The 20,259-nt window shown below is 58.6% G+C and carries 26 protein-coding genes and 1 tRNA gene; 14 read left to right on the top strand and 13 right to left on the bottom strand.

The features are described from left to right. Nucleotides 1-301 precede the first annotated feature (301 nt). Entirely contained in the window at nucleotides 302-616 is a 315-nt protein-coding gene (locus TU75_RS22080; RefSeq protein WP_082630519.1) for a hypothetical protein, read from the top strand. A 289-nt stretch (nucleotides 617-905) separates the two neighbouring features. Next, complete coding sequence (locus tag TU75_RS22075) at nucleotides 906-1,118, top strand: cold-shock protein (RefSeq protein WP_003234260.1); 213 nt, start codon at nucleotides 906-908, stop codon at nucleotides 1,116-1,118. A gap of 73 nt (nucleotides 1,119-1,191) precedes the next feature. Here the strand turns inward: TU75_RS22075 and TU75_RS22070 are convergent, their stop codons facing one another. Together TU75_RS22070 and TU75_RS22065 are read right to left on the bottom strand one after the other, a co-directional pair. Next, nucleotides 1,192-1,512: an I78 family peptidase inhibitor gene (locus TU75_RS22070; protein ID WP_060550113.1), complete on the bottom strand. Its 321-nt coding sequence runs from the start codon at nucleotides 1,510-1,512 to the stop codon at nucleotides 1,192-1,194. Between the two features lie 142 nt (nucleotides 1,513-1,654). Beyond that, nucleotides 1,655-1,963, bottom strand: coding sequence for a hypothetical protein (locus TU75_RS22065; protein ID WP_003234262.1), 309 nt, complete (start codon nucleotides 1,961-1,963; stop codon nucleotides 1,655-1,657). 172 nt (nucleotides 1,964-2,135) lie between these two features. Here TU75_RS22065 and TU75_RS22060 point away from each other — a divergent pair, with 172 nt between their 5' ends. Further along, entirely contained in the window at nucleotides 2,136-2,348 is a 213-nt protein-coding gene (locus tag TU75_RS22060; RefSeq protein ID WP_003234264.1) for a hypothetical protein, read from the top strand. A gap of 33 nt (nucleotides 2,349-2,381) precedes the next feature. Here TU75_RS22060 and TU75_RS22055 read toward each other — a convergent pair whose 3' ends face one another. The 7 genes from TU75_RS22055 to TU75_RS22025 are packed head-to-tail and all read right to left on the bottom strand — an operon-like array spanning nucleotide 2,382 to nucleotide 9,349. Beyond that, on the bottom strand, nucleotides 2,382-3,410 hold the full coding sequence (locus tag TU75_RS22055; protein ID WP_060550112.1) for a nucleoside hydrolase: 1,029 nt from the start codon (nucleotides 3,408-3,410) through the stop codon (nucleotides 2,382-2,384). A gap of 26 nt (nucleotides 3,411-3,436) precedes the next feature. Beyond that, on the bottom strand, nucleotides 3,437-3,841 hold the full coding sequence (gene rbsD / locus TU75_RS22050) for a D-ribose pyranase (RefSeq protein WP_003234266.1): 405 nt from the start codon (nucleotides 3,839-3,841) through the stop codon (nucleotides 3,437-3,439). Then, nucleotides 3,838-4,755 carry a ribokinase gene (rbsK, locus tag TU75_RS22045; protein WP_060550111.1) on the bottom strand — a complete coding sequence of 306 codons (918 nt, stop codon included), beginning with the start codon at nucleotides 4,753-4,755 and terminating at the stop codon, nucleotides 3,838-3,840. Before rbsK ends, rbsD begins: the two co-directional genes overlap by 4 nt. A gap of 23 nt (nucleotides 4,756-4,778) precedes the next feature. Beyond that, on the bottom strand, nucleotides 4,779-5,801 hold the full coding sequence (locus TU75_RS22040; protein ID WP_060550110.1) for a LacI family DNA-binding transcriptional regulator: 1,023 nt from the start codon (nucleotides 5,799-5,801) through the stop codon (nucleotides 4,779-4,781). Between the two features lie 3 nt (nucleotides 5,802-5,804). Continuing rightward, nucleotides 5,805-6,782 (bottom strand): ABC transporter permease, encoded by a 978-nt coding sequence (locus TU75_RS22035; protein ID WP_003234269.1) that lies wholly within the window; start codon nucleotides 6,780-6,782, stop codon nucleotides 5,805-5,807. Beyond that, complete coding sequence (locus TU75_RS22030; protein WP_060550109.1) at nucleotides 6,779-8,332, bottom strand: sugar ABC transporter ATP-binding protein; 1,554 nt, start codon at nucleotides 8,330-8,332, stop codon at nucleotides 6,779-6,781. The genes TU75_RS22035 and TU75_RS22030 overlap by 4 nt, the downstream gene beginning before the upstream one ends. A gap of 57 nt (nucleotides 8,333-8,389) precedes the next feature. Beyond that, nucleotides 8,390-9,349, bottom strand: coding sequence for a sugar ABC transporter substrate-binding protein (locus TU75_RS22025; RefSeq protein WP_003234271.1), 960 nt, complete (start codon nucleotides 9,347-9,349; stop codon nucleotides 8,390-8,392). Nucleotides 9,350-9,841: 492 nt separating this feature from the next. Here TU75_RS22025 and TU75_RS22020 point away from each other — a divergent pair, with 492 nt between their 5' ends. The 3 genes from TU75_RS22020 (at nucleotide 9,842) to TU75_RS22010 (ending at nucleotide 12,025) form a co-directional block, all read left to right on the top strand. Continuing rightward, nucleotides 9,842-10,930, top strand: a complete 1,089-nt coding sequence (locus TU75_RS22020; RefSeq protein ID WP_003234272.1) for an asparaginase — start codon at nucleotides 9,842-9,844, stop codon at nucleotides 10,928-10,930. Nucleotides 10,931-11,079: 149 nt separating this feature from the next. Continuing rightward, nucleotides 11,080-11,331: a DUF1654 domain-containing protein gene (locus tag TU75_RS22015; RefSeq protein ID WP_060550108.1), complete on the top strand. Its 252-nt coding sequence runs from the start codon at nucleotides 11,080-11,082 to the stop codon at nucleotides 11,329-11,331. A gap of 4 nt (nucleotides 11,332-11,335) precedes the next feature. Beyond that, on the top strand, nucleotides 11,336-12,025 hold the full coding sequence (locus TU75_RS22010) for an endonuclease (protein WP_060550107.1): 690 nt from the start codon (nucleotides 11,336-11,338) through the stop codon (nucleotides 12,023-12,025). A gap of 29 nt (nucleotides 12,026-12,054) precedes the next feature. Here the strand turns inward: TU75_RS22010 and TU75_RS22005 are convergent, their stop codons facing one another. After that, nucleotides 12,055-12,435, bottom strand: coding sequence for an SPOR domain-containing protein (locus TU75_RS22005; RefSeq protein WP_173664758.1), 381 nt, complete (start codon nucleotides 12,433-12,435; stop codon nucleotides 12,055-12,057). 246 nt (nucleotides 12,436-12,681) lie between these two features. Here TU75_RS22005 and csrA point away from each other — a divergent pair, with 246 nt between their 5' ends. The 3 genes from csrA (at nucleotide 12,682) to TU75_RS21990 (ending at nucleotide 13,713) form a co-directional block, all read left to right on the top strand. Next, complete coding sequence (gene csrA, locus TU75_RS22000) at nucleotides 12,682-12,876, top strand: carbon storage regulator CsrA (RefSeq protein WP_003192511.1); 195 nt, start codon at nucleotides 12,682-12,684, stop codon at nucleotides 12,874-12,876. 201 nt (nucleotides 12,877-13,077) lie between these two features. Then, nucleotides 13,078-13,332 (top strand): hypothetical protein, encoded by a 255-nt coding sequence (locus TU75_RS21995; RefSeq protein ID WP_060550105.1) that lies wholly within the window; start codon nucleotides 13,078-13,080, stop codon nucleotides 13,330-13,332. An 84-nt stretch (nucleotides 13,333-13,416) separates the two neighbouring features. Further along, nucleotides 13,417-13,713 (top strand): hypothetical protein, encoded by a 297-nt coding sequence (locus TU75_RS21990; protein ID WP_015372490.1) that lies wholly within the window; start codon nucleotides 13,417-13,419, stop codon nucleotides 13,711-13,713. A 19-nt stretch (nucleotides 13,714-13,732) separates the two neighbouring features. Here TU75_RS21990 and TU75_RS21985 read toward each other — a convergent pair whose 3' ends face one another. Beyond that, nucleotides 13,733-14,410, bottom strand: coding sequence for an HAD family hydrolase (locus TU75_RS21985; protein ID WP_060550104.1), 678 nt, complete (start codon nucleotides 14,408-14,410; stop codon nucleotides 13,733-13,735). A gap of 198 nt (nucleotides 14,411-14,608) precedes the next feature. Between TU75_RS21985 and TU75_RS21980 the strand changes: the two genes are divergently transcribed. Genes TU75_RS21980 through TU75_RS21970 form a run of 3 tightly spaced genes read left to right on the top strand, consistent with a single transcriptional unit; the run spans nucleotide 14,609 to nucleotide 16,980 of the window. Further along, nucleotides 14,609-14,869 carry a DUF2790 domain-containing protein gene (locus TU75_RS21980; protein WP_060550103.1) on the top strand — a complete coding sequence of 87 codons (261 nt, stop codon included), beginning with the start codon at nucleotides 14,609-14,611 and terminating at the stop codon, nucleotides 14,867-14,869. Nucleotides 14,870-14,911: 42 nt separating this feature from the next. Next, the gene (locus TU75_RS21975; RefSeq protein ID WP_015372493.1) at nucleotides 14,912-15,583 is read left to right on the top strand and encodes a heavy metal response regulator transcription factor; all 672 of its coding nucleotides are present in this window, start codon (nucleotides 14,912-14,914) and stop codon (nucleotides 15,581-15,583) included. Beyond that, complete coding sequence (locus TU75_RS21970) at nucleotides 15,580-16,980, top strand: heavy metal sensor histidine kinase (protein WP_060550102.1); 1,401 nt, start codon at nucleotides 15,580-15,582, stop codon at nucleotides 16,978-16,980. The genes TU75_RS21975 and TU75_RS21970 overlap by 4 nt, the downstream gene beginning before the upstream one ends. Nucleotides 16,981-17,098: 118 nt before the next feature. On the opposite strand, the gene TU75_RS21965 is transcribed toward TU75_RS21970, so the two are convergent. Continuing rightward, nucleotides 17,099-17,524: a GNAT family N-acetyltransferase gene (locus TU75_RS21965; RefSeq protein WP_060550101.1), complete on the bottom strand. Its 426-nt coding sequence runs from the start codon at nucleotides 17,522-17,524 to the stop codon at nucleotides 17,099-17,101. A 479-nt stretch (nucleotides 17,525-18,003) separates the two neighbouring features. On the opposite strand from TU75_RS21965, the gene TU75_RS21960 reads away from it, so the two are divergent. Next, nucleotides 18,004-18,426 (top strand): hypothetical protein, encoded by a 423-nt coding sequence (locus tag TU75_RS21960; RefSeq protein WP_231981935.1) that lies wholly within the window; start codon nucleotides 18,004-18,006, stop codon nucleotides 18,424-18,426. A gap of 118 nt (nucleotides 18,427-18,544) precedes the next feature. Here the strand turns inward: TU75_RS21960 and TU75_RS21955 are convergent. Beyond that, nucleotides 18,545-18,621: transfer RNA gene (locus tag TU75_RS21955), tRNA-Val, on the bottom strand. Between the two features lie 184 nt (nucleotides 18,622-18,805). Here TU75_RS21955 and TU75_RS21950 point away from each other — a divergent pair. Next, nucleotides 18,806-20,089, top strand: a complete 1,284-nt coding sequence (locus tag TU75_RS21950; protein ID WP_003234310.1) for an NAD(P)/FAD-dependent oxidoreductase — start codon at nucleotides 18,806-18,808, stop codon at nucleotides 20,087-20,089. Nucleotides 20,090-20,259 lie beyond the last annotated feature (170 nt).

Here is a 20,259-nt window from a genome sequence, read left to right as displayed (position 1 = left end):
AGATCCAACACCAGGCCGTTCAGTGATGAACGCCTGCCTTACAGCGGCAGGAGCCTTTCGGCCAACCGATAATCGAACCAGAGTGACTGGATTGAGCTGAAAAAGATCTGGCAGGGCGGCTAATTGCGCACCTGAAATAGCCAGGCGGCCGATGCTAGCACAGATGAACGGTCATCGTGCCGACGACGTGCCTGTTGCGGCAATTTCCGCTGTTTATGGCCGCCAAAGTGAACTTGGACTGTACGGCAGGCCTCAAACGCATCGAGAATCGCCGTTCGTCCTCGACCCAAAGGAGCATCCCATGATGCGTTTTACCTCGACCCTCGCTATCGCCGCCACCGTGAGCCTGCTGTCCCTCGGCGCCCAGGCTGCCGCCCCTTCCAACTGGCCCGCCGGTGCCCGCGATGCCTTCGTTAATGACTGCAGCGCCGCCGCCAGCCAGAACGTGGACGCCAAAACCGCCAAAGCTCACTGCGATTGTGGCGCTGACAAGATCAATGCCGAGTTGAGCACTGCCGAAATCAAAGAACTGATGACCAACCAGAACGCCAGCCCGGAGCTTAAAAACAAAGCCGTGGCCGCTATTTCGTCCTGCAAGGTCGTGAAGAAAAAGTAACAACGAGACGTCTTCAGACGCCTGTTTTGCGGGAAAAACAGCCTGAAAACTGCCTTTTCTCACAAATTACGCAGCTTTTACGGCTTTTTTTACCAGTTGATATTTCCGGCGCAAGCCCCGTAGAACGGGGCTTTCAGCCAATCATTGCGCTAAACGCAACGCTATTGATTAGCAAACAATGCCTTGGGGGGGCTCCCAAGCCGAACATTTCGACTATGATAGCCCGGTGTGCCCAGTTGGCCTGAGCAGCACAGCACTACTGAAAATATAAGTTTCTTGGAGATACACCATGTCTAATCGCCAAACCGGCACCGTTAAATGGTTCAACGATGAAAAAGGCTTCGGCTTCATCACTCCTCAAGGTGGCGGTGACGACCTGTTCGTACACTTCAAAGCTATCGAAAGCGACGGTTTCAAAAGCCTGAAAGAAGGCCAAACCGTTTCCTTCGTGGCTGAGAAAGGCCAAAAGGGTATGCAAGCTGCACAGGTTCGCGGCGAGTAATTCTCCGCTGAGCTAAAAAAACCCCGTCCATGTGACGGGGTTTTTTATGGGCGCTGCAAAAGCCTTGTGAACCTCAGCCGCAATTGACGCGGGTGATGACCAGGTTGTCATCGGTATTCAGGTTCAGGCGGTCGGAGCGGTATTCCAGCGTGATCATATCGCTGGGCTTGAGGATTCGTGCGTTCTGCGCACCGGCGCGGGTGCGGGCCTGATCCAGCAACTGCGGCGAGGCTTTCTGGCCAACTGCAAATTCAGCAGCCTTCGACTCACAGCGGCTATGGCCGGAATCGGCCACGGCGGCGTCTTTGCCTGGCTCAGAGGCACCCGGGGTGCTGCAACCCGCCAGTGCGAGTGCCGCCAACAAAGAACCGAATGAAGCGAGCTTCCAAGGCATGAAGCCTCCTATGAAAAAAGTGGACAGAGATTGTGCGACAGCCGTCAGAACGATTGGTTTCAAGACGTAAACCTGCACAGGCAAGTCTGCCTGACTCAACACCGGCATTCGCCCCGTCAATCGTCACCAGATATGAATGCGCTCAGTAGATGTCGATGTAGTCAAACGCCGGCACAGGCCAGTTTTGTTTCAACGCGTTGAAAATCTGCATGACCCAGACCTCATCACTGGCGGCCACGTTACCGACATAACCGGAGCCTTTGGCCCAGGTTTCCAGGCGAAACAGCAGCCCGTCGATCTCCACACCCCCTACGGCCTTGCCGGAGGAGATGTACGCCATCCCCTCTTTGGTCACGCGCAATTGTGTGTGTTCGTCATCGCTGGCACTGGCGAGCAATTGGCGCACGGCTGCCGGCGTCAGGTTAGCTGGACTGTTCAAGTCGATGTGCACGCAGTGTTCCCCGGTCATTTAAAGGGTGGACAGTGTCGCATAGCCTTGCCTTTTGCCAAGCGCTTGATGCCTAAGTCGCAGTGCCAAATACTGCGCAAGATGGTTAACTGCCCGCGTAAGAGCCGCGCTCCAGCGCACTGCCCCCGTTTTTTTCGACCCGTGAGCCCCGACCATGAGCACCGTGATCCTGCAAGCCGACATCAAAGCCAAATGGCCTCAGGGCCAAAGCTCCTACAGCCCGGGAAGCCCGGAAGAGCTGGCGATCATTGGTATCGACCTGTTGGTCAAGGAACTGGGCACACAAGCCGCGCAAGCCTTCATCGGCCAGGTATTCGAGAAATACCCGGCCGATCACACAGGGGCGCATGACCCCGAGCGCGAATAAGACCCGGCCGACGAGCGCCGACCGGCAAACCCGTTATTTCAGACGGGACAGACGTTCAGTCAGCAAGTCGAAAAAGCCCTGGGCATCGCCGTTTTCAACCCAGAATGCATTCTTCTGTTGTTTCAGGCCGTCATACCAATCGACAACGGTCTGGCCGAAGGTCGGGCCCTCGCGACTGTCCACGACCACATTGACTTCACGGCCACTGAACAGCGAAGGCTTGAGCAGGTAGGCAACGACGGTGGCGTCGTGCACCGGGCCACCCGGAATGCCGTAGTGCTCCATATCGCCCTTGACGTATTCATTGAGAATGTCGCCCACGATTTTGCTGGCGTTGTTGTTGATGTCAGCGATCTTCTTCAGGCGCGCCTCACTGGTCAGCACCTTGTGGGTCACGTCCAGAGGCAGGTAGGTCAGCTTGACGCCACTTTTGAGCACGATCTCTGCAGCCAGAGGGTCGGCGAACAGGTTGAATTCAGCCACCGGCGTGATGTTGCCACCATTGAAGTGCGCGCCGCCCATCACCACCACTTCCTTGATGCCTTGGGTGATTTCCGGGTCCTGAGTCAATGCCAGCGCCAGGTTGGTCTGCGGGCCGAGCATGGCGATCGTGATGCTGTGGGGCTTGGCAGCACGCAGGGTCTTGATCAGGTAATCCACGGCATTGCCTTCTGCGAGGCCTTTTTGCGGCTCATGCACGGTGACGCCGGAGATGCCTTCCTTGCCGTGGATATTCTCGGCATAGATCGGCGTGCGCAGCAGGGGCTTGGGCGCACCGGCATACACCGGGATCTCCTCGCGCCCTGCCCACTCGCGCGCCAGGCGCGCGTTGCGGGAGGTTTTGTCCAGGCGCACATTGCCGGCCACGGTGGTCAGCGCACGAATGCTCAACTCTTCCGGCGACGCCATGGCAAACAGCAAGGCCACGACATCGTCGGCACCCGGGTCGGTGTCGATGATGAGGTCGATTTTTTCCGCCGCCTGGGCGCTTGCAGCAGTGAGCGCGGACAAAAGCAGAACACTCCGGAACAGGTTTTTCAGGGTCGGGAGACTACGTTGCATAAAACACTCCTTGTCGTTGGGAAACTCTAGAAAGTGACGCCGGACACCAGCGCGATATTGCAATAAGGCTGGCACTCACCGGTACGCACCACCGCGCGCGCCGAGCGGCTCAGTTGCTTGAACTGATCATGGCTGAGCAGGCGTCGCTCACCCAGCGCGGCCTGCTCGGTCAGGCTGTCGAGGTCGGCCAGCGCAGCCGGTTGCTTGAGCAGAATTTCTTCGGCCAGCACATGACTTTCCACCTGCATCTCGCTCAATACGATGCGCAGCGTACTGATGAAGTCGGGAATGCCCTGGGTCAGCGCGAGGTCGATCAACTCGACGCCCGGCGGCACCGGCAAGCCCGCGTCACCGATGACCAGAATGTCACCATGACCAAGAGAGGCGATCACACGCGACAAGGCGATATTGAGCAGAGGGGTCTTTTTCATGAGGGCACAAAACCTTGAACGTCGTTGAGTGTGGGAATGGAAGGTTGCGCACCGTCACGCGTGACCGACAACGCCGCAGCGACCTGCCCAAAACGAATGGCCTGGGCTTCGCTTTGGCCATTGACCAGTGCCGCAGCAAAACCACCGACGAAGGTGTCTCCGGCAGCGGTGGTGTCGACCGCCTTGACCTTGGGAGCCATCAGGTGCTCGAAGCTCTCGCCATCGGCGAACAATGCTCCCTCGGCACCCAGGGTGATGATGACCTTGCCTGCACCGGCCTTGATCAGTTGCGTCGCCGCCAGCTTGGCGCTGTCGAGGGAGTCAACCGTCACGCCGCTCAGTGCGCTGGCTTCGCTTTCGTTGGGGATCAGGTAGTCGATCGAGGCGTACCACTCGGTCGGTAGCGGGCCGCTGGCAGGCGCCGGATTGAGAATCACCGTCTTGCCCAGCTCACGACCACGTTTGAGCGTGTAGCCCACCGTTTCCATCGGCACTTCAAGCTGGCAGACAATCACGTCGCCAGCCTGCAACACGGCATCCACCGCGCGCATCGCGGCGGGCGTCAACTCGCCGTTGCTACCGGCGACAATCACAATCGCGTTCTGGCTACTGTCATCCACCACGATCAACGCCACACCGCTGGAGCCGTCCACTGTGCTGACGGCCTGGCAGTCGATACCTTCGACCAGCAGCGCTTCGCGCAATTGATCACCATAGGCGTCAGTGCCCACGCAGCCGATCATCGCCACGTCCGCCCCGAGGCGCGCGGATGCGACGGCCTGGTTGGCGCCCTTGCCGCCCGGCACGGTCGAGAACGATTGACCGATCAGGGTTTCGCCGGCACGCGGCAAGCGACTGGCACGGGTGACCAGGTCCATGTTCAAACTGCCTACTACCACTACTTTTGCTGGCATACATCAGTACTCATCAATTCGGTTCAGCGGTATTGCGCGAACGCACCAGCGACCGGCGCCGTTGACTCACGCAACACAATGCTCGGCGTCACGATACGTTGATCGATCGGCAGTTGGGGGGTAGCAATTCGTCGCAGTAACAGTTCGGCCGCCGTTTCGCCCAGCTGCACGATCGATTGCCCGACCGTGGTCAATGCCGGGTAAACGTAGCGGCCCATTTGGATGTCATCAAAACCGATCACCGAGAGATCGGCCGGCACGCGGATATTGCGCTCTGCGGCTGCGCGTAACACGCCAAAACCAATCATGTCGTTGCTGGCAAAAATCGCACTGGGCGGGTTCTCGGACAGCAACTTCACGGCGGCGGCGTAACCGCCGGTGCTGGTGAAATCGCTTTCCTCCGTGCGACCGGGCGCAACGTTCACCCCTGCTTCGCCGAGCGCACGGTGATAGCCCGCCAGGCGCATTTGCGCAACGCGGGTGTGACCCGGCCCGCCGATACAGGCAATGTCGCGATGGCCCAGTTCAAGCAGGTGCCGGGTCGCCAGGTAAGCGCCCTCTTCGTGGTCAATGCGCACCAAGTCCACATCGATGCCGTCCAGCGCGCGGTCGACGATGACCATGGGCGTGCGCACCGCGCTCAGGCCAGCCGCCAGGCCACTGTCGTCGCCGCCTACCGAGGTCACGATCAAGCCGTCGATGCGTTTTTCCAGCAACACCCGCAGGTAACTGCGTTGCTTGGCGGCATCGTCGTCGGAGTTGCACAGGATCACGCAATAACCGTTACGTTCGCAGTAATCCTCGATACCGCGAGCCAGCTCGGCAAAATACGGGTTGAGGCTGTTGGGCACCAGCAAACCGATGGTGGCAGTCGTCTTGGCCTTGAGCGAGCGCGCGACGGCGCTCGGTACGTAGTCGAGCTGCTTGATTGCCGCCTCGACCTTGATGCGCACAGGCTCACTGACCGGGCGTGTCTTGTTCACCACATGAGACACCGTGGTGTAGGAAATACCCGCAAGCGCTGCCACATCCTTGATCGTTGCCATGATTCAGCCTCGCCGACTAGCGCGCTGGCTACGGTAGGTATCGAGAACCACGGCAATCACGATCACGGCACCGGTGATGATGCGCTTGGTGGGCTCAGTGGCACCGATCTGCGCCAGGCCTGCGGCCAGCACCGAAATAATCAACACGCCAAAGAACGTGCTGATCACCGAACCGCGCCCACCCATCAGGCTGGTGCCGCCGATCACCACTGCCGCGATTACCTGCAGCTCCAAACCGGAACCAGCGTTCGGGTCGGCCGCTTCCAGACGCGAAATCTGGAACAGTGCCGCCACACCCGCGAGCAGGCCCATCAGGCTGAATACCAGGATTTTATAGGGCTTGGGATTAATGCCGGCCAGGCGCACGGCTTCTTCATTGGTGCCGATGCCGATCAGATAGCGACCAAAGACCGTGCGGGTCAGCACAAGCTGGGCGACGATGATCACCAGCAAGGCAATGATGAACGACGGCGAAATACCGAAGGCAATCGGGTTAGACAGCCAGGCGAACGAGTCACCGATATAGGCCGTACGCGAACCGGTCATCTGGTAAGCGACGCCGCGAGCCATTTCCAGCACACCGAGCGACACGATAAACGACGGAATGCGCCAGGCCACGGTGATCGAACCGGTGATGGTGCCGGCCAGTGCGGCGCAGCCCATGCCCAGCACGGCGGCCGGCAACACGCTCCAGCCCCAGCTCAGGATTGCCACGCTGACCGCCGAGGCGGCCAAGGCCAACACCGAGCCCACCGACAGGTCGATGCCGCCGATGATCAGGATGAACGTCATGCCCACCGCCAGCACCATCAGGTCCGGTATCTGGTTGGCCAGGGTGCTGAAGGTGTCGTAGGACAGGAAGTGATCGCTGAGCACCGAGAACAGCGCAATCATCGCCAGCAAGGCGCCTGCCAGCCCCAGATAAGTACCCAGGCCGTAGAAGTTGCCGCCAGTCTTGCCGGGGGAAGTTGTGGTTTTCATGGGGTATCCCTAAGCACTGCATCGTTGAGCAGCGCATCACGTTTCTGATAGCCGGCAAACGCGGCGGCGAGCAATTCGTCCTGGGTCCAGCTGTCGCGCTCGAACGTCTCGATCAGGCGACCGGCGGACAGCACACCGATGCGGTCGCAGATCAGCATCAGCTCGCGCAGGTCACTGGACACCACCACCAGCGCTTTGCCCTGACGGGTCAATTCGCCGAGCAAGGCATAAATGTCGAACTTGGCACCGACGTCGATACCCCGGGTGGGCTCATCGAACAGCATCACCTGGCAGTCGCGCTCCAGCCAGCGGCCGATCACGACTTTCTGCTGGTTGCCGCCGGACAGTTCCGAGACCAATTGTGCCGGGCTGGAACTGCGAATGCGCATGGCGTCGATCTGGCGCTTGGCCAGGGCCGTTTCATCGCGGCTGTTGACCACCCCGCCGCCGGAGATCTCCGGCATGTTGCCCAAGGCGATATTCGCGCTGATCGACTGGGTCAGCAGCAGGCCCTCGCCTTTGCGGTCTTCGGTAATCAAGGCGATGCCGTGCCCCACGGCGTCGACCGGCGAGCGAATGCTCACCACCTTTGCCGGCGAACCGAGGGCGACGGTGCCGCTGTCGGCCAGGTCGGCACCGAAGATAAGGCGCAGCAATTCAGTGCGGCCAGCGCCGATCAGGCCGGAAATGCCATAGATCTCGCCGGCGCGTACCTCAAAGGACACATCGCGAACCTTGTCCGAACGTGTCAGGCCTTTGACCGTCAAGGCCGGGCCACCGATGGTGCGCGGGCCCAGGTCAATCTGTTCGCCCAACTCACGACCGACCATCAAGGTGACCAGTTGCTCGCTGTTGTAATTGGCCATCGGCTCGGCACAGACCAGCTTGCCATCACGCAGTACCGCAATGCGCTGGGCGACGCGGGCCAGTTCTTCGAGCCGGTGTGAAATATAAATGATCGCCACGCCCCGAGCCTGCAGGCGGGTGATCTGTTCAAACAGCATCTCGACTTCACGCGCCGTGAGCATCGCGGTGGGCTCGTCGAGAATCAGTACGTGGCAGTCGCCGATCAGGTTGCGGGCAATCTCGACCATCTGTTGATGGCCAATGCCCAGACTGCCGACCAGCGTGTCCGGGTCGATCGCGTCCAGGCCGACCTGCGCCATGGCTTCGATCGCGGCTTTACGCAACTGCTTGCGGTTGATCCAGCCAACTTGACTGGGCAGGTTATGCAGGAACAGGTTCTCGGCCACGGTCAGGGTCGGCAGCAGGTTGAGTTCCTGCATCACCATGCGCACACCCAGCGCTTCAGCCTGGGTGCGGCTGCCTGGCTGGTAATCCTGGCCGTTGAACTGCATGTGCCCGGTGGTGGCCGTGACCAGCCCGCCGATGATCTTGGACAAGGTGCTTTTGCCTGCGCCGTTCTCGCCGGTAAGCGCCAGCACTTCCCCGCGATTGAGCGTCAGCGTGATGTCGGACAGCACCGGTTGGGCATAAGTCTTGCCGATACCGCTGACCGAAAGGACAGCCGCCTGGGCGGAAGGTGACATAGGAAAATCTCCAGGCGCCCGCTCAGGACGAGCGGGCGCTGTTGGGTACTGCCAGGATTACTTCTTGAGGACGAGTTCGACCGGGGTTTCGATCACGCCGTCTTTGGCATCGACTGTTTCACCCTTGACCAGCTTGAGTGCGTTCTGCAGACCGAAAACGGCTTGCTGGGCAGCGGCCTGGTCAGCCGTGGCGAGTACGCGGCCGTCCTGCAGCATCGGCTTGATGGCTTCGATGTTGTCATAGCCCACCACCAGCACCTTGCCGGCCTTGCCTGCGGCACGCACGGCGGACACAGCACCGAGGGCCATGTTGTCGTTACCGGCCAGCAGCGCCTTGAGGTCCGGGTATTCGCTCAGCATGGCCGACGCCACTTTCTGGCCCTGGTCGATTTCCCAGTTGCCGGATTGAGTGGAAACGATCTTCATGCCGGCAGCGTCCATCGCATCCTTGAAGCCTGCGGTGCGCTGCTGGGCGTTGGTGGTGGTCGGTACGCCTTCGATAATGCCGACCTTGTCACCCGAAGCCAGTTGCTTGGCCAGGTAATCACCCACCAGCTTCGCGCCTTTGCGGTTATCCGGGCCCACGAACGGGATATTCAGGTTCTTGCTTTTCAGTACATCCGGATCAAGACGGTTGTCGATGTTGACCACCTTGATGCCGGCATCCGAGGCTTTTTTCAGCACGGTGACCAGCGCTTTGGAATCGGCGGGAGCAATAACGATGGCGTTGACCTTGGCCAGGATCATCTGGTTGACGATATCGATCTGAGCGCTGGTATCGGTTTCGTTCTTGATACCGTTGGTGATCATGTCGAAGTCGGCGGCGTGCTCTTTCTGATAGGCCTTGGCGCCATCCTGCATGGTCACGAAAAATTCGTTGGCGAGGGACTTCATCACCAGGCCGACCTTGGGTTTGGCGGCGGCGTCATCGGCGAATGCAGAGGAGAGAGGCAGAGCAGCGGATGCGGCAGCAAGCACAGCGACAGCGAGAAGACGTCCAGCGAATGGCAGCTTCATGGGTTCACTCCGATCTTATGATTATTGTAAGCAACGCTTGCATCGAAATATCTCGCAAACGTTTGCGTTAATCGAACTATGAGAACCTTGTCGAGATTTGTCAACGCCGGAAAAGTGCCTTTCATCCAACGCTCCAGCAAGCGGCGGCGCCGTTTGCATGCTCTGATGTTTAAACCTCGCCTGCGCCCGCTCGTCCTCTAAAACGACAGACTGCTGCATCCGCGTTTCTCGCCACCTGACAGCAGGTAGCGTTTATTGTCGGACAACCGAACACAACATCGGCCAATTGTTCGGAAAGCCGGACAGATATGTTGTTTGAGACCGTTGAAAATCATAAATAGTTGTTTTAAATCAAAACGTTAATTTATGTCGCCTGCCAGAATCAGGCTGGTACAAATCCTGCTCCTCCCCTGCACCTCGATACGTTCAGATACGTCCGAGGGTTCTAGATGAACCTGCAACTGCACTCATCAAAAACCAGAGAGAAAAATAATGAAATCTGCATTGAAAACTTTTGTACCGGGCGTTTTGGCCCTCCTGCTGCTGTTTCCCGTTGCCGCCCAGGCAAAGGAAGTCGAGACCAACACCAAACTTTCCAACGTAGTGATTCTCGCAACCGGCGGCACCATTGCTGGCGCCGGCGCCAGTGCGGCCAACAGTGCCACCTACCAGGCGGCTAAAGTCGGCATCGAACAACTGATCGCCGGCGTTCCTGAGCTTAGTCAGATTGCCAATGTTCGCGGCGAACAAGTGATGCAAATTGCTTCCGAGAGCATCAACAACGACAACCTGTTGCAGCTGGGCCGACGCGTTGCGGAACTGGCCGACAGCAAGGACGTTGACGGTATCGTGATCACCCATGGCACCGACACCCTGGAAGAGACGGCCTACTTCCTCAACCTGGTGGAAAAGACCGACAAGCCTATCGTGGTGGTCGGTTCGATGCGTCCAGGCACCGCCATGTCAGCCGATGGCATGCTCAATCTGTACAACGCCGTTGCCGTGGCTAGCAGCAAAGAGGCGCGTGGCAAAGGTGTGCTGGTGACCATGAACGACGAAATCCAGTCGGGTCGCGATGTGAGCAAGATGATCAACATCAAGACTGAAGCGTTCAAGAGCCCATGGGGCCCGCTGGGCATGGTGGTTGAAGGCAAATCCTACTGGTTCCGCCTGCCTGCCAAGCGCCACACGATGGATTCGGAATTCGATATCAAGACCATCAAGAGCCTGCCAGACGTGGAAATTGCCTATGGCTACGGCAACGTGAGCGATACCGCCTACAAGGCCCTGGCCCAGGCTGGCGCCAAAGCCATCATCCACGCCGGTACCGGCAATGGGTCGGTATCGTCCAAAGTGGTTCCCGCCCTGGTGGAGCTGCGCAAGCAGGGTGTGCAGATCATCCGCTCCTCCCATGTCAACGCCGGCGGAATGGTGCTGCGCAACGCCGAACAACCTGACGACAAATACGACTGGGTTGCCGCCTTGGACCTGAACCCGCAGAAAGCGCGAATTCTGGCGATGGTAGCGCTGACCCGTACCCAGGACAGCAAGGAACTGCAACGGATATTCTGGGAATACTGATTCCTGACGCAGCCCGTAGGAGCGAGCGTGCTCGCTCCTACACCAACCACATCAAATTACCGTCAGACGGACCTCTCGGATTTTAAGCAGTTGCGAAATTGCCTACAGTTAAATACTGTATGTGCGTACAGCTTATTAAGGAATATTCCGTGGCAAAGTCCTCTCCCGCCGCTGCAACAGCCCCCGATGCCTACCAGCGACTGGCCATTCGCGTGCAAAAAATCATCAATTCGACCCCTGCGCAAAAAGCCAAGGCAGCCTTGATCTTCCGCCTGCCGGAAGAACCCGAGGATGAATGGGCGCGCTTGCTGGAGGAAATCGCGGAAAACGACAACGTCACCCTCGCCTATCGGGACGACGGCGGTGTGCAGATTTTCTGGGTTGTGCCGAAGGAAGATTGATTCAATGAGTGTGCGTTTTATTGCTGTGCTTTGTCTGCTTTTTGCCACGACCGCCCACGCCCAGGCACCCCGAACGTTCAGTGAAGCCAAGAAAGTCGCCTGGAAACTCTATGCCCCGCAATCCACCGAGTTCTATTGCGGCTGCAAATACACCGGTAACCGCGTCGACCTGAAAGCCTGCGGTTACAAGCCACGCAAAAATGCCAGTCGCGCCGCACGCATCGAGTGGGAACACATCGTTCCTGCCTGGCAAATCGGGCATCAGCGTCAGTGCTGGCAAAGCGGCGGACGCAAGAATTGCACGCGCAATGACACTGTGTTCAAGCGCGCCGAGGCGGATCTGCACAATCTGGTGCCGAGTATCGGTGAGGTCAATGGTGATCGTAATAACTTCAGCTTTGGCTGGCTGCCGGTGCAGAACGGGCAATACGGTTCATGCCTGACCCAGGTCGACTTCAAGGCGAAGAAGGTCATGCCACGGCCGTCGATTCGCGGCATGATTGCGCGGACGTATTTTTACATGAGCAAGCAATACGGGTTGCGCCTGTCGAAGCAGGACCGCCAGCTGTATGAAGCCTGGAACAAGACATACCCCGTACAAGCCTGGGAGCGCCAGCGTAACCAGACCGTTGCCTGCGTCATGGGGCGCGGCAATGACTTTGTCGGCCCGGTGAATCTGAAAGCCTGCGGCTGAAAGTGGGCGGGTTCCCGCCCCAATGGTCGCTACTGCGTAGCCTTGTGCTCGATGATTTCCGAGACGGTATCGGTCTTCTTGGCGCGAGCCATTTTTTCCGCGAGCAATGCTTGCTTGGCTTCGGCTTCAGCTTTGCTGGAGAACGGCCCAAGCAGCACTTCGTCCTTGCCGTCCACTTTGACGATATAAAAATTGAAACCATGTTCCAGCAGCCAGGCGGTCAGGTCGGTGATCGCCTGTAACTTGTGATCTGGCGGGCCTACTCGCAGGTCCCATTCCTGGGCGGCAATCGCACTGCTCTGCGGTTGGCTCTGGCTCGTGGCAGCCCTGGCCTTGGGCGCCTCGACAGGCTTGCCTTCACCGCAACCGGCCAATGCCAGCACCGCCATTGCCATCGCTACTTTACGCACTGCCCTGCTCCTTAAAGGAAAAGAGGCAACTTTATCATCCACTGTCTATTCTGGCCTTCATAAACCTTGGCTTAAACAATGCGAATGATGTATCGCAGACCTGTATGATGCCGCCATGGGAATTAATGCCGCCTCTATGCGTCCTAAAAGAGGCAGTCACAGGGACGCGCTTCGCAGTAAGCTACACACATCCGACACCTGCCCTGTCTGAAACACGTGTCCTTAAAAGTAATCAAGGAGAAGTCCATGCTGATACTCACCCGTAAAGTTGGTGAAAGCATAAACATCGGTGATGACATTACGATCACCATTCTGGGCGTCAGCGGCCAGCAAGTAAGAATCGGCATCAATGCTCCTAAAGACGTTGCCGTGCACCGTGAAGAGATCTATCAGCGCATCCAGGCCGGCCTTACCGCTCCGGATAAAAACCAGACGCCTTGAGGTGCCCTCAGTAGCCAGCCTTTTCGTTCACTGTCACGGCTGGCGAAGACCCTTGCGGTTCAAATCGCGTATTTTCAAGCCCTTTCATATCCTCTTCGCCGAAAATGAAACTGTTCCGATGCCTGGAACTTGTTGCGCGATCCTCGGCCCAATTTCCTGAACCCCCTCCACTACGGCCCAAGCAAACTAGGGAGCCTGTCGATGAGGCATTCCTCAACGAAACGCTTTGCCTTCCACTCTTGGATGATTGTCCTGCTGATCGGACTGGTCTTCGTAGGCGTGGAATTTGGCTTGAGGTTCGAAGTGGCCGGCGCCGACGCCCCTTCGTGGCTGGATCTGGCATTGCTGCTTGGAGCCTATCTGTTCGTTTTTTGCCTCAAGCCCCTTCAGGAAACGGTACAGCGCAAGCTTTGCCAGCACGCTATCCAACGCACCAGGCAAAAATCGACAGGTTGAATGGCTATCTGATCGCCGGTATTTACAGGTATGCAGCAGCGCCTATGCTTGGGCTTGCACAGTCAGTAAAGGGTGCTGAAACAGATGGAAATGCTCAACAAATCCCAAATCGAAGCCGCACTGGCAGCCCGCCTGCCCAGCTACAGGATCACCTGCACGCTGCATGCCGACGGCACACTCTCAGCCATTCTGAGCGGTCCGGAAACCGACCACTTCGCGATTACCGGCATCGTCCGCTCCCATTACAATGGCGCTGATGCCATTACCCGCCTTGCCAATGAAATCCTGCGGGAGATGGTGCTCTCGCGTCAGGGCATGAAAAACAGCCGGTTGCACACGCCGCCCGACCGCCCCCATAACGTGAGAGGCCGAGACCGATAATCGGCTCGGCCCTTTCGTATCAGTTCACCCTACGCTGCACGTACATCAACCCCTCACCGTCGCGTTGAACATGAAGATGCTCATAACTGTCGATGCATGCGTGCGCCGTCATCATGGGCGCAAGGTGCGTCGAGGTCACGACCATCACATCCGCCCCCGCCGCTTCCCCGGCTCGAATCCCCACCGTTGCATCTTCGAAAATCAGGCAATCCTGAACCGGCACACCCAAGCGTTCGGCGCCCAATACGTAACAGGCGGGGTCCGGTTTACCCCTGGCGACATCCTCGGCCGTCACCAACACCGCCGGCGGCTCAATGCCCGCAGCCTGCAGACGCCGCAACGCCAGTGCTTTAGGCGCGGACGTTACCAGCGCCCATCGATCACTTGGCAGACCGTTGAGGAACTCAACCGCGCCAGGTATCGCCACGACGCCGTCGACATCATCGAGTTCAGCCTCGGTTATCCATTGCGCCTCTACCTCAGGGTCCACGCCGGGCAGCGCCTGGCGTGTAATCGTATCGATCGCGCGCGCGCCATGGATCGTCTTCAGGAACGCTGCCACATCCAAACCGTGGCGTTCGGCCCAGATGCTCCACACCCGCTCTGCAGCGGCGATGGAGTTGAGCAAGGTCCCGTCCATGTCGAATAGAAAGGCGCGGTAAGGTCGTGCAGGTAAAGCTGAGCCTTGGCTGGACACTGCGTGGCTTCCTCTTGAGCTGTAGGCGTAATCGGCCCGATGCAATCTACGGCCCGGCCTGACGCTTGTAAACGTCATTGGCACTGCGGGCCTTTCATTACGAACTTGTCATCGTCCTGTTGGCCGCCTGTTCGGATCGCCTGGTTACTGTGAACTCACTGCCAGGCCCGGCAGCCGACCCTTCAGAGAGGAACCGACATGAAACGATTTGCCTCAGGCTTCGCCGCCTTGCTCTTCACCGCTTCGGCATTCGCTGCCGATCCCGCCTCGGATGCAAAGGTTATCCATGATAAAACCGGCTTCTTCGTGCATCTGGATATCGCACGGCAACTGTCGAGCACTGACACATACGGCCAGTGCGGCGTCGTGCCTGCGCAATTGCGCTACCTCGACCACCAGAACCGCGAACATGTGCTGGACTACAAAGTACAAGCCATCGGTTGCCCCAGTGAGAATTGATCACGCTAAACTGGCGTCATCCACTGAAACAGGGCACCTGCCATGAACATCCTTGTTGTCGAAGACGAACCCAAGGCGGGCAATTACCTGCTCAACGGCTTGCAGGAATTGGGGTATTGCGTGAGCCTCGCGCGCGACGGTGTGGACGGTTTGCACCAAGCGCTGGAAACGCCTTTCGACGTGATAGTGCTGGATGTGATGATGCCGAAAATGGATGGCTGGGAAGTACTGCGGCGCCTGCGCAAGGAAGCGGACACGCCCGTGCTGTTCCTGACCGCCCGCGACGACATCGCAGACCGCATCAAGGGCCTGGAACTGGGCGCCGATGACTACCTGATCAAGCCTTTCTCGTTCGCCGAACTGGTCGCACGCCTGCGCACCCTGACACGGCGAGGCCCGATCCGCGAAGATGAACAGTTGCAGATTGCCGACCTGCAAATCGACGTGCTCAAGCGCCGCGTCACCCGCGCCGACACGCGGATCACCTTGACCAATAAGGAATTTGCCCTGCTGCACCTGTTTGCAGCCCACCATGGCCAGGTGCTGTCGCGCTCGCTGATCGCCTCGCGGGTGTGGGACATGAATTTCGACAGCGACACCAATGTGGTCGACGTGGCCGTGCGGCGTCTGCGCCTGAAAATCGATGACCCGTTCCAGCTCAAACTGATCCACAGCGTACGTGGCATTGGCTACCGCTTCGATACCCAGCCATGAACCGTCGCCGCCCTTACTCCCTGACGCTACGCCTGGCGTTGATCTTTGCCCTGCTCGCCTTCGCGCTGCTGACCACCCTTGGCGTCGCGCTCTACCGCGAGCTCGAGCAGGAACTGGTGCGCCGCGACGATGCCGCGCTGATTTCGCGGGTTGATCAACTGCGCAATCTGCTCAACGACGGCAACACCCTGGACCTGATCCGCACCAAACCGGAGTTATTCCAGAATATGCTGGGCAACCGCGAGTCAGTGCTGAGCATCGCCGCGCCTGGGCAAAAACCATTGCTGCTGGTGAACCCCGCGAACATTGAGCTGCCCCCCGTCAAACCCGTGCCCAAAGACCATGTGCTCGCGTTGACCGACGTGCAGCACCTGCCTGGACTCAATGGCGTACCCTTTTCAACCGTTGCCGCGTCCATCGATTCCGGCGATCTGGGCAGCTTGCAAGTTACCAGCGGGCGCCTGATGACCGAACGCACCGCCGTGCTCGCCAGCTACCGGTTGAGTGTGTACATCCTGGCCAGTATCGCGGCGCTCATCCTCGCCGTGGTGGGCTACCTGCTTGTGCATCGTGGGCTGCTGCCTTTGCGGCGTCTGGCCCGGCATGCTCAGGGTATCGGCGTCAGTAACCTGGCCGAACGTCTCGACGGTCACGGGGCGCCCAGGGAGTTGCTGCCCATGATCGAGTCGTTCAACACCATGCTGGAACGCCTGGCCAAGGGCTTCGTGCAACTGGGCCAGGTGTCTACCGACATGGCCCATGAGCTGCGCACACCGATCAACAACCTGCTGGGAGAAACCCAGGTCGCCCTGCAACAGGACCGCAGCATCGAAGGCTACCAGCAACTGCTTGCGTCAAACGTGGAAGAGCTCGAGCGCCTGGCGCGAATGCTCGACAACATGCTGTTCCTGGCTCGCACCGACCCCGCCGGCGCACTGCATCAGCGACAGGAGCTGAACGCGGCCGATGAAGTACAGCGCATCGCAGACTACTTCGAAGGCCTGGCCGGCGATGTGGGCATGCGCATCATGACAGAGGGCGAAGGCGTGATCTGGGCGGAACCGATGCTGCTGCGACGTGCGCTGGCCAACCTGTGCGCCAACGCCATCAAATATGGTGCGCCTGGCTCCGATCTGCTGATTCAGGCGGTACCAGACGCCGAGGGCCTTCATCTGAAAGTCAGCAACCACGGTGCCACCATTCCAGCCGAGCACTTGCCACGCTTGTTTGAACGGTTTTACCGGGTGGATGAATCTCGAGAACGCTCTTCCCAATCCAATGGGCTTGGTCTGTCAATTGTGGCGACCATCATGCAACTGCATAACGGCCAGTACGGCGTGAGCAGCGAGGATGGACTCACATGTTTTGCATTGTTTTTTCCTCGGCGCGAGGACTGAGCATCAGGTCTGAACCTCGGTGTTATTTTGCAAAACACTTACGACCACCACTGGTCAAACACCCAATAATCTGATCTCCAAAACGCTCTCTCACATTGTTCAGAAGCGGTGCCGCACCTCAGCGCAGGCGTTTCTGGAAAAAGTGGCGCAGGTGACCTGGCGGGTAATCGACAATATGACCCACCTCAGTGAAACCCAACTTTCGATAAAACCCTGGCGCCTGAAAGCTGAACGTGTCCAGCCAGATTCCGGTACAGCCTTTCTGCTCGGCCAAGTCTTCAGCGGTGCGCATCAAGTGTGTACCGGTGCCCTGAGTGCGCATCTGGTCGGGGATGCTCAGCAGTTCGATAAACAGCCACCCGTAGGAAATTTTACCGTAAAGCCCGCCCACTACCTCGTCAGTAGCGGGATCACGCAACAGGATGCCCACCGTTTCAAATGGCATGCTGCCTGTGTGACTGAGGTTATAAGCCCTCAGCGGCTTGAGGATTGCCTCACGATCCTGCTCGGTTACGTCGAATGACACCTCCATCGCCAGCTCCATCGCGCGCTCCTGAATTCAGTACAAACACCATTAGTAAGACTTTAATTTCAAGGCCTATACTCAGCGCAATAACGGTGCGTTCCCACGCCGGGCTCACGGTGATTCAGCCAAAAAGGTAGCGATCATGTATGCCGGACAAATGAGTGATATGGCAACAACAAACGGTGAAATACGTTGCCAGCTGATTGCGCAGATTATCTGCCTGTTAGCGGTGGCTTCGCTCTTCTGCTGATTGCCACTTCTTTACAGGGTTCAAAGCGGCCCTGGCGATGTATGGCCTATGGCAAAGCGCGTACTTGCGCCTTCAATTTGGGCGCTTGTCGATGCAGTAACAGCGTTAATATCCCTCTCCCCTCATCAAAGCGCGACACAATGACTGTCACGTTAATGCAGGACCATCCCACGGCGGGACAGGAGTCGCGCTGACGTAAATCGCCCACGGGTCGATTTAATCGGACAACTCATAACCGGGTAATTTCATGCTGATCAATCTAAATACTCCAGCCCCAGTGCCCACCCCTCAGGCGTCCAAAGACACGGCTGATGCCGCGAGAGCTGACAGCTCAAGCAGCCTGACCGTCAGCCTTGACCATGCCGCTAAATCTTCAGAGAGTGTGGGCGGTGGCGAGGCGCCATCGACCAAGCAAGAGTCGGAAACGGTCAAGGAACTGAAAAAACAAATCGAGCAGTTGCAAAAGCAGCTCCAACAGCAACAGCAGGCGCTGCAAAAGGCACAGTCCAGCACCGAAAACGCAGAGGCAAAAGCGGTGACGATCGCAGCGGCGCAAGTGCAGGTAGCAAGTACATCAGCGGCTTTGCAGACGGTAAGCGCAGCCCTGTTGCAGGCCGTGACCAGTGAAGGCAAGAGCAGTTCGGGCTCGATAGTCAGCACCACGGCTTGATACACAAAACGCCTGAGGTGACGCTTCGGGTGTTTTGACTGACCCAAATTCCAGGCAACAAAAAAGGGCCCACCTTTCGGTGAGCCCTTCTAGACCGCCCAGCAGAGCGGATTTTGTTTGGTAGGCGCGATTGGACTCGAACCAACGACCCCCACCATGTCAAGGTGGTGCTCTAACCAACTGAGCTACGTGCCTGCTGTGAGGCGGCATTCTACGGAATTCCGAAGGTGTGTCAACATCTTTTTCGCAGCTAACCCTATGAATATGCGAATTTTTTATTTTCGTACGGCACACCCGTGTTTTGCGGGTGGCTGGCGGGCGATTTTCAACTCAGGTAGGATCGCGGCACTCGTAAAAAATATAAAACAGAGGTTCCAGGATGGCGAACACCCCCTATCCCCAGTCTTATTACGCCGCATCCGCCAATGCGGTTGCGCCTCGTCCGGTATTGCAAGGTGAGGTCGAAACCGATGTGTGCGTGATTGGCGCCGGCTATACCGGCCTTTCCAGCGCACTGTTTCTGTTGGAGAACGGTTTTCGCGTCACGGTACTGGAAGCCGCCAAGGTGGGGTTTGGTGCATCAGGTCGCAACGGTGGGCAGATCGTCAACAGCTATAGCCGCGATATCGACGTGATCGAGCGCAGCGTCGGGCCCAGCCAGGCGCAGTTGCTGGGTGAGATGGCGTTCGAGGGTGGCAGGATCATTCGCGAGCGGGTGGCCAAGTACCAGATCCAGTGCGACTTGAAAGACGGCGGCGTGTTCGCCGCACTCAACAGCAAGCATATGGGCCACCTGGAATCGCAGAAGCGTCTGTGGGAACGCTACGGCCACACGCAACTGGAGCTGCTGGACGAGCGCCGCATACGTGAAGTAGTGGCCTGCGACAACTATGTCGGCGGCCTCCTGGACATGAGCGGCGGGCATATTCATCCACTCAACCTGGCCCTCGGCGAAGCCGCTGCCGTTGAGTCGCTCGGCGGTACGATCTACGAACAATCCGCTGCACTGCGCATCGAGCGTGGCGCCAATCCGGTGGTGCATACCGCCGAAGGCAAGGTGAGGGCCAAGTTCATTATTGTTGCGGGCAACGCCTACCTCGGCAACCTCGTGCCGGAGCTGGCCGCCAAGTCGATGCCCTGCGGCACGCAAGTGATCACCACGGCCCCCTTGGACGATGACCTGGCCAAGACCCTGTTGCCGCAGGACTACTGCGTCGAAGACTGCAATTACCTGCTCGACTACTACCGCCTCACACGCGACAAGCGCCTGATCTTCGGCGGCGGCGTGGTCTATGGCGCGCGGGACCCAGCGAATATCGAAGCGATCATTCGTCCGAAGATGCTCAAAGCCTTCCCGCAACTCAAGGACGTGAAAATCGATTACGCCTGGACCGGTAACTTCCTATTGACCCTGTCGCGCTTGCCTCAGGTGGGCCGCCTGGGCGACAACATCTATTACTCCCAAGGCTGCAGCGGCCACGGCGTGACCTACACGCACCTGGCAGGCAAAGTGCTCGCCGAAGCCCTGCGTGGCCAGGCAGAGCGTTTTGACGCGTTTGCCGACCTGCCTCACTACCCATTCCCAGGCGGACAGCTGCTGCGTACGCCATTCGCGGCGCTGGGCGCCTGGTACTACGGGCTGCGGGATAAGCTGGGGTACTGACACACAGAGGGAGCCGGGTTCCGGCTCCCTCCCCTGACTTGACGTTACACTGCGGGCCAAGCCGGCCCCTTATCACAAAATCGCAGACACAAAAAACCCCGGTCTTTCGACCAGGGTCTTTGCTATCGGATCAAAGCAGCCTATGGCTGTCTTTGCGCTTCAAGGCGTTC

The sequence above is a fragment of the Pseudomonas poae genome, assembly GCF_001439785.1.
Classification (GTDB): Bacteria; Pseudomonadota; Gammaproteobacteria; order Pseudomonadales; family Pseudomonadaceae; genus Aquipseudomonas; species Aquipseudomonas poae.
The sequence above is the reverse complement of the archived record's forward strand: the minus strand, read 5'-3'. Positions and strand labels throughout refer to the sequence as shown.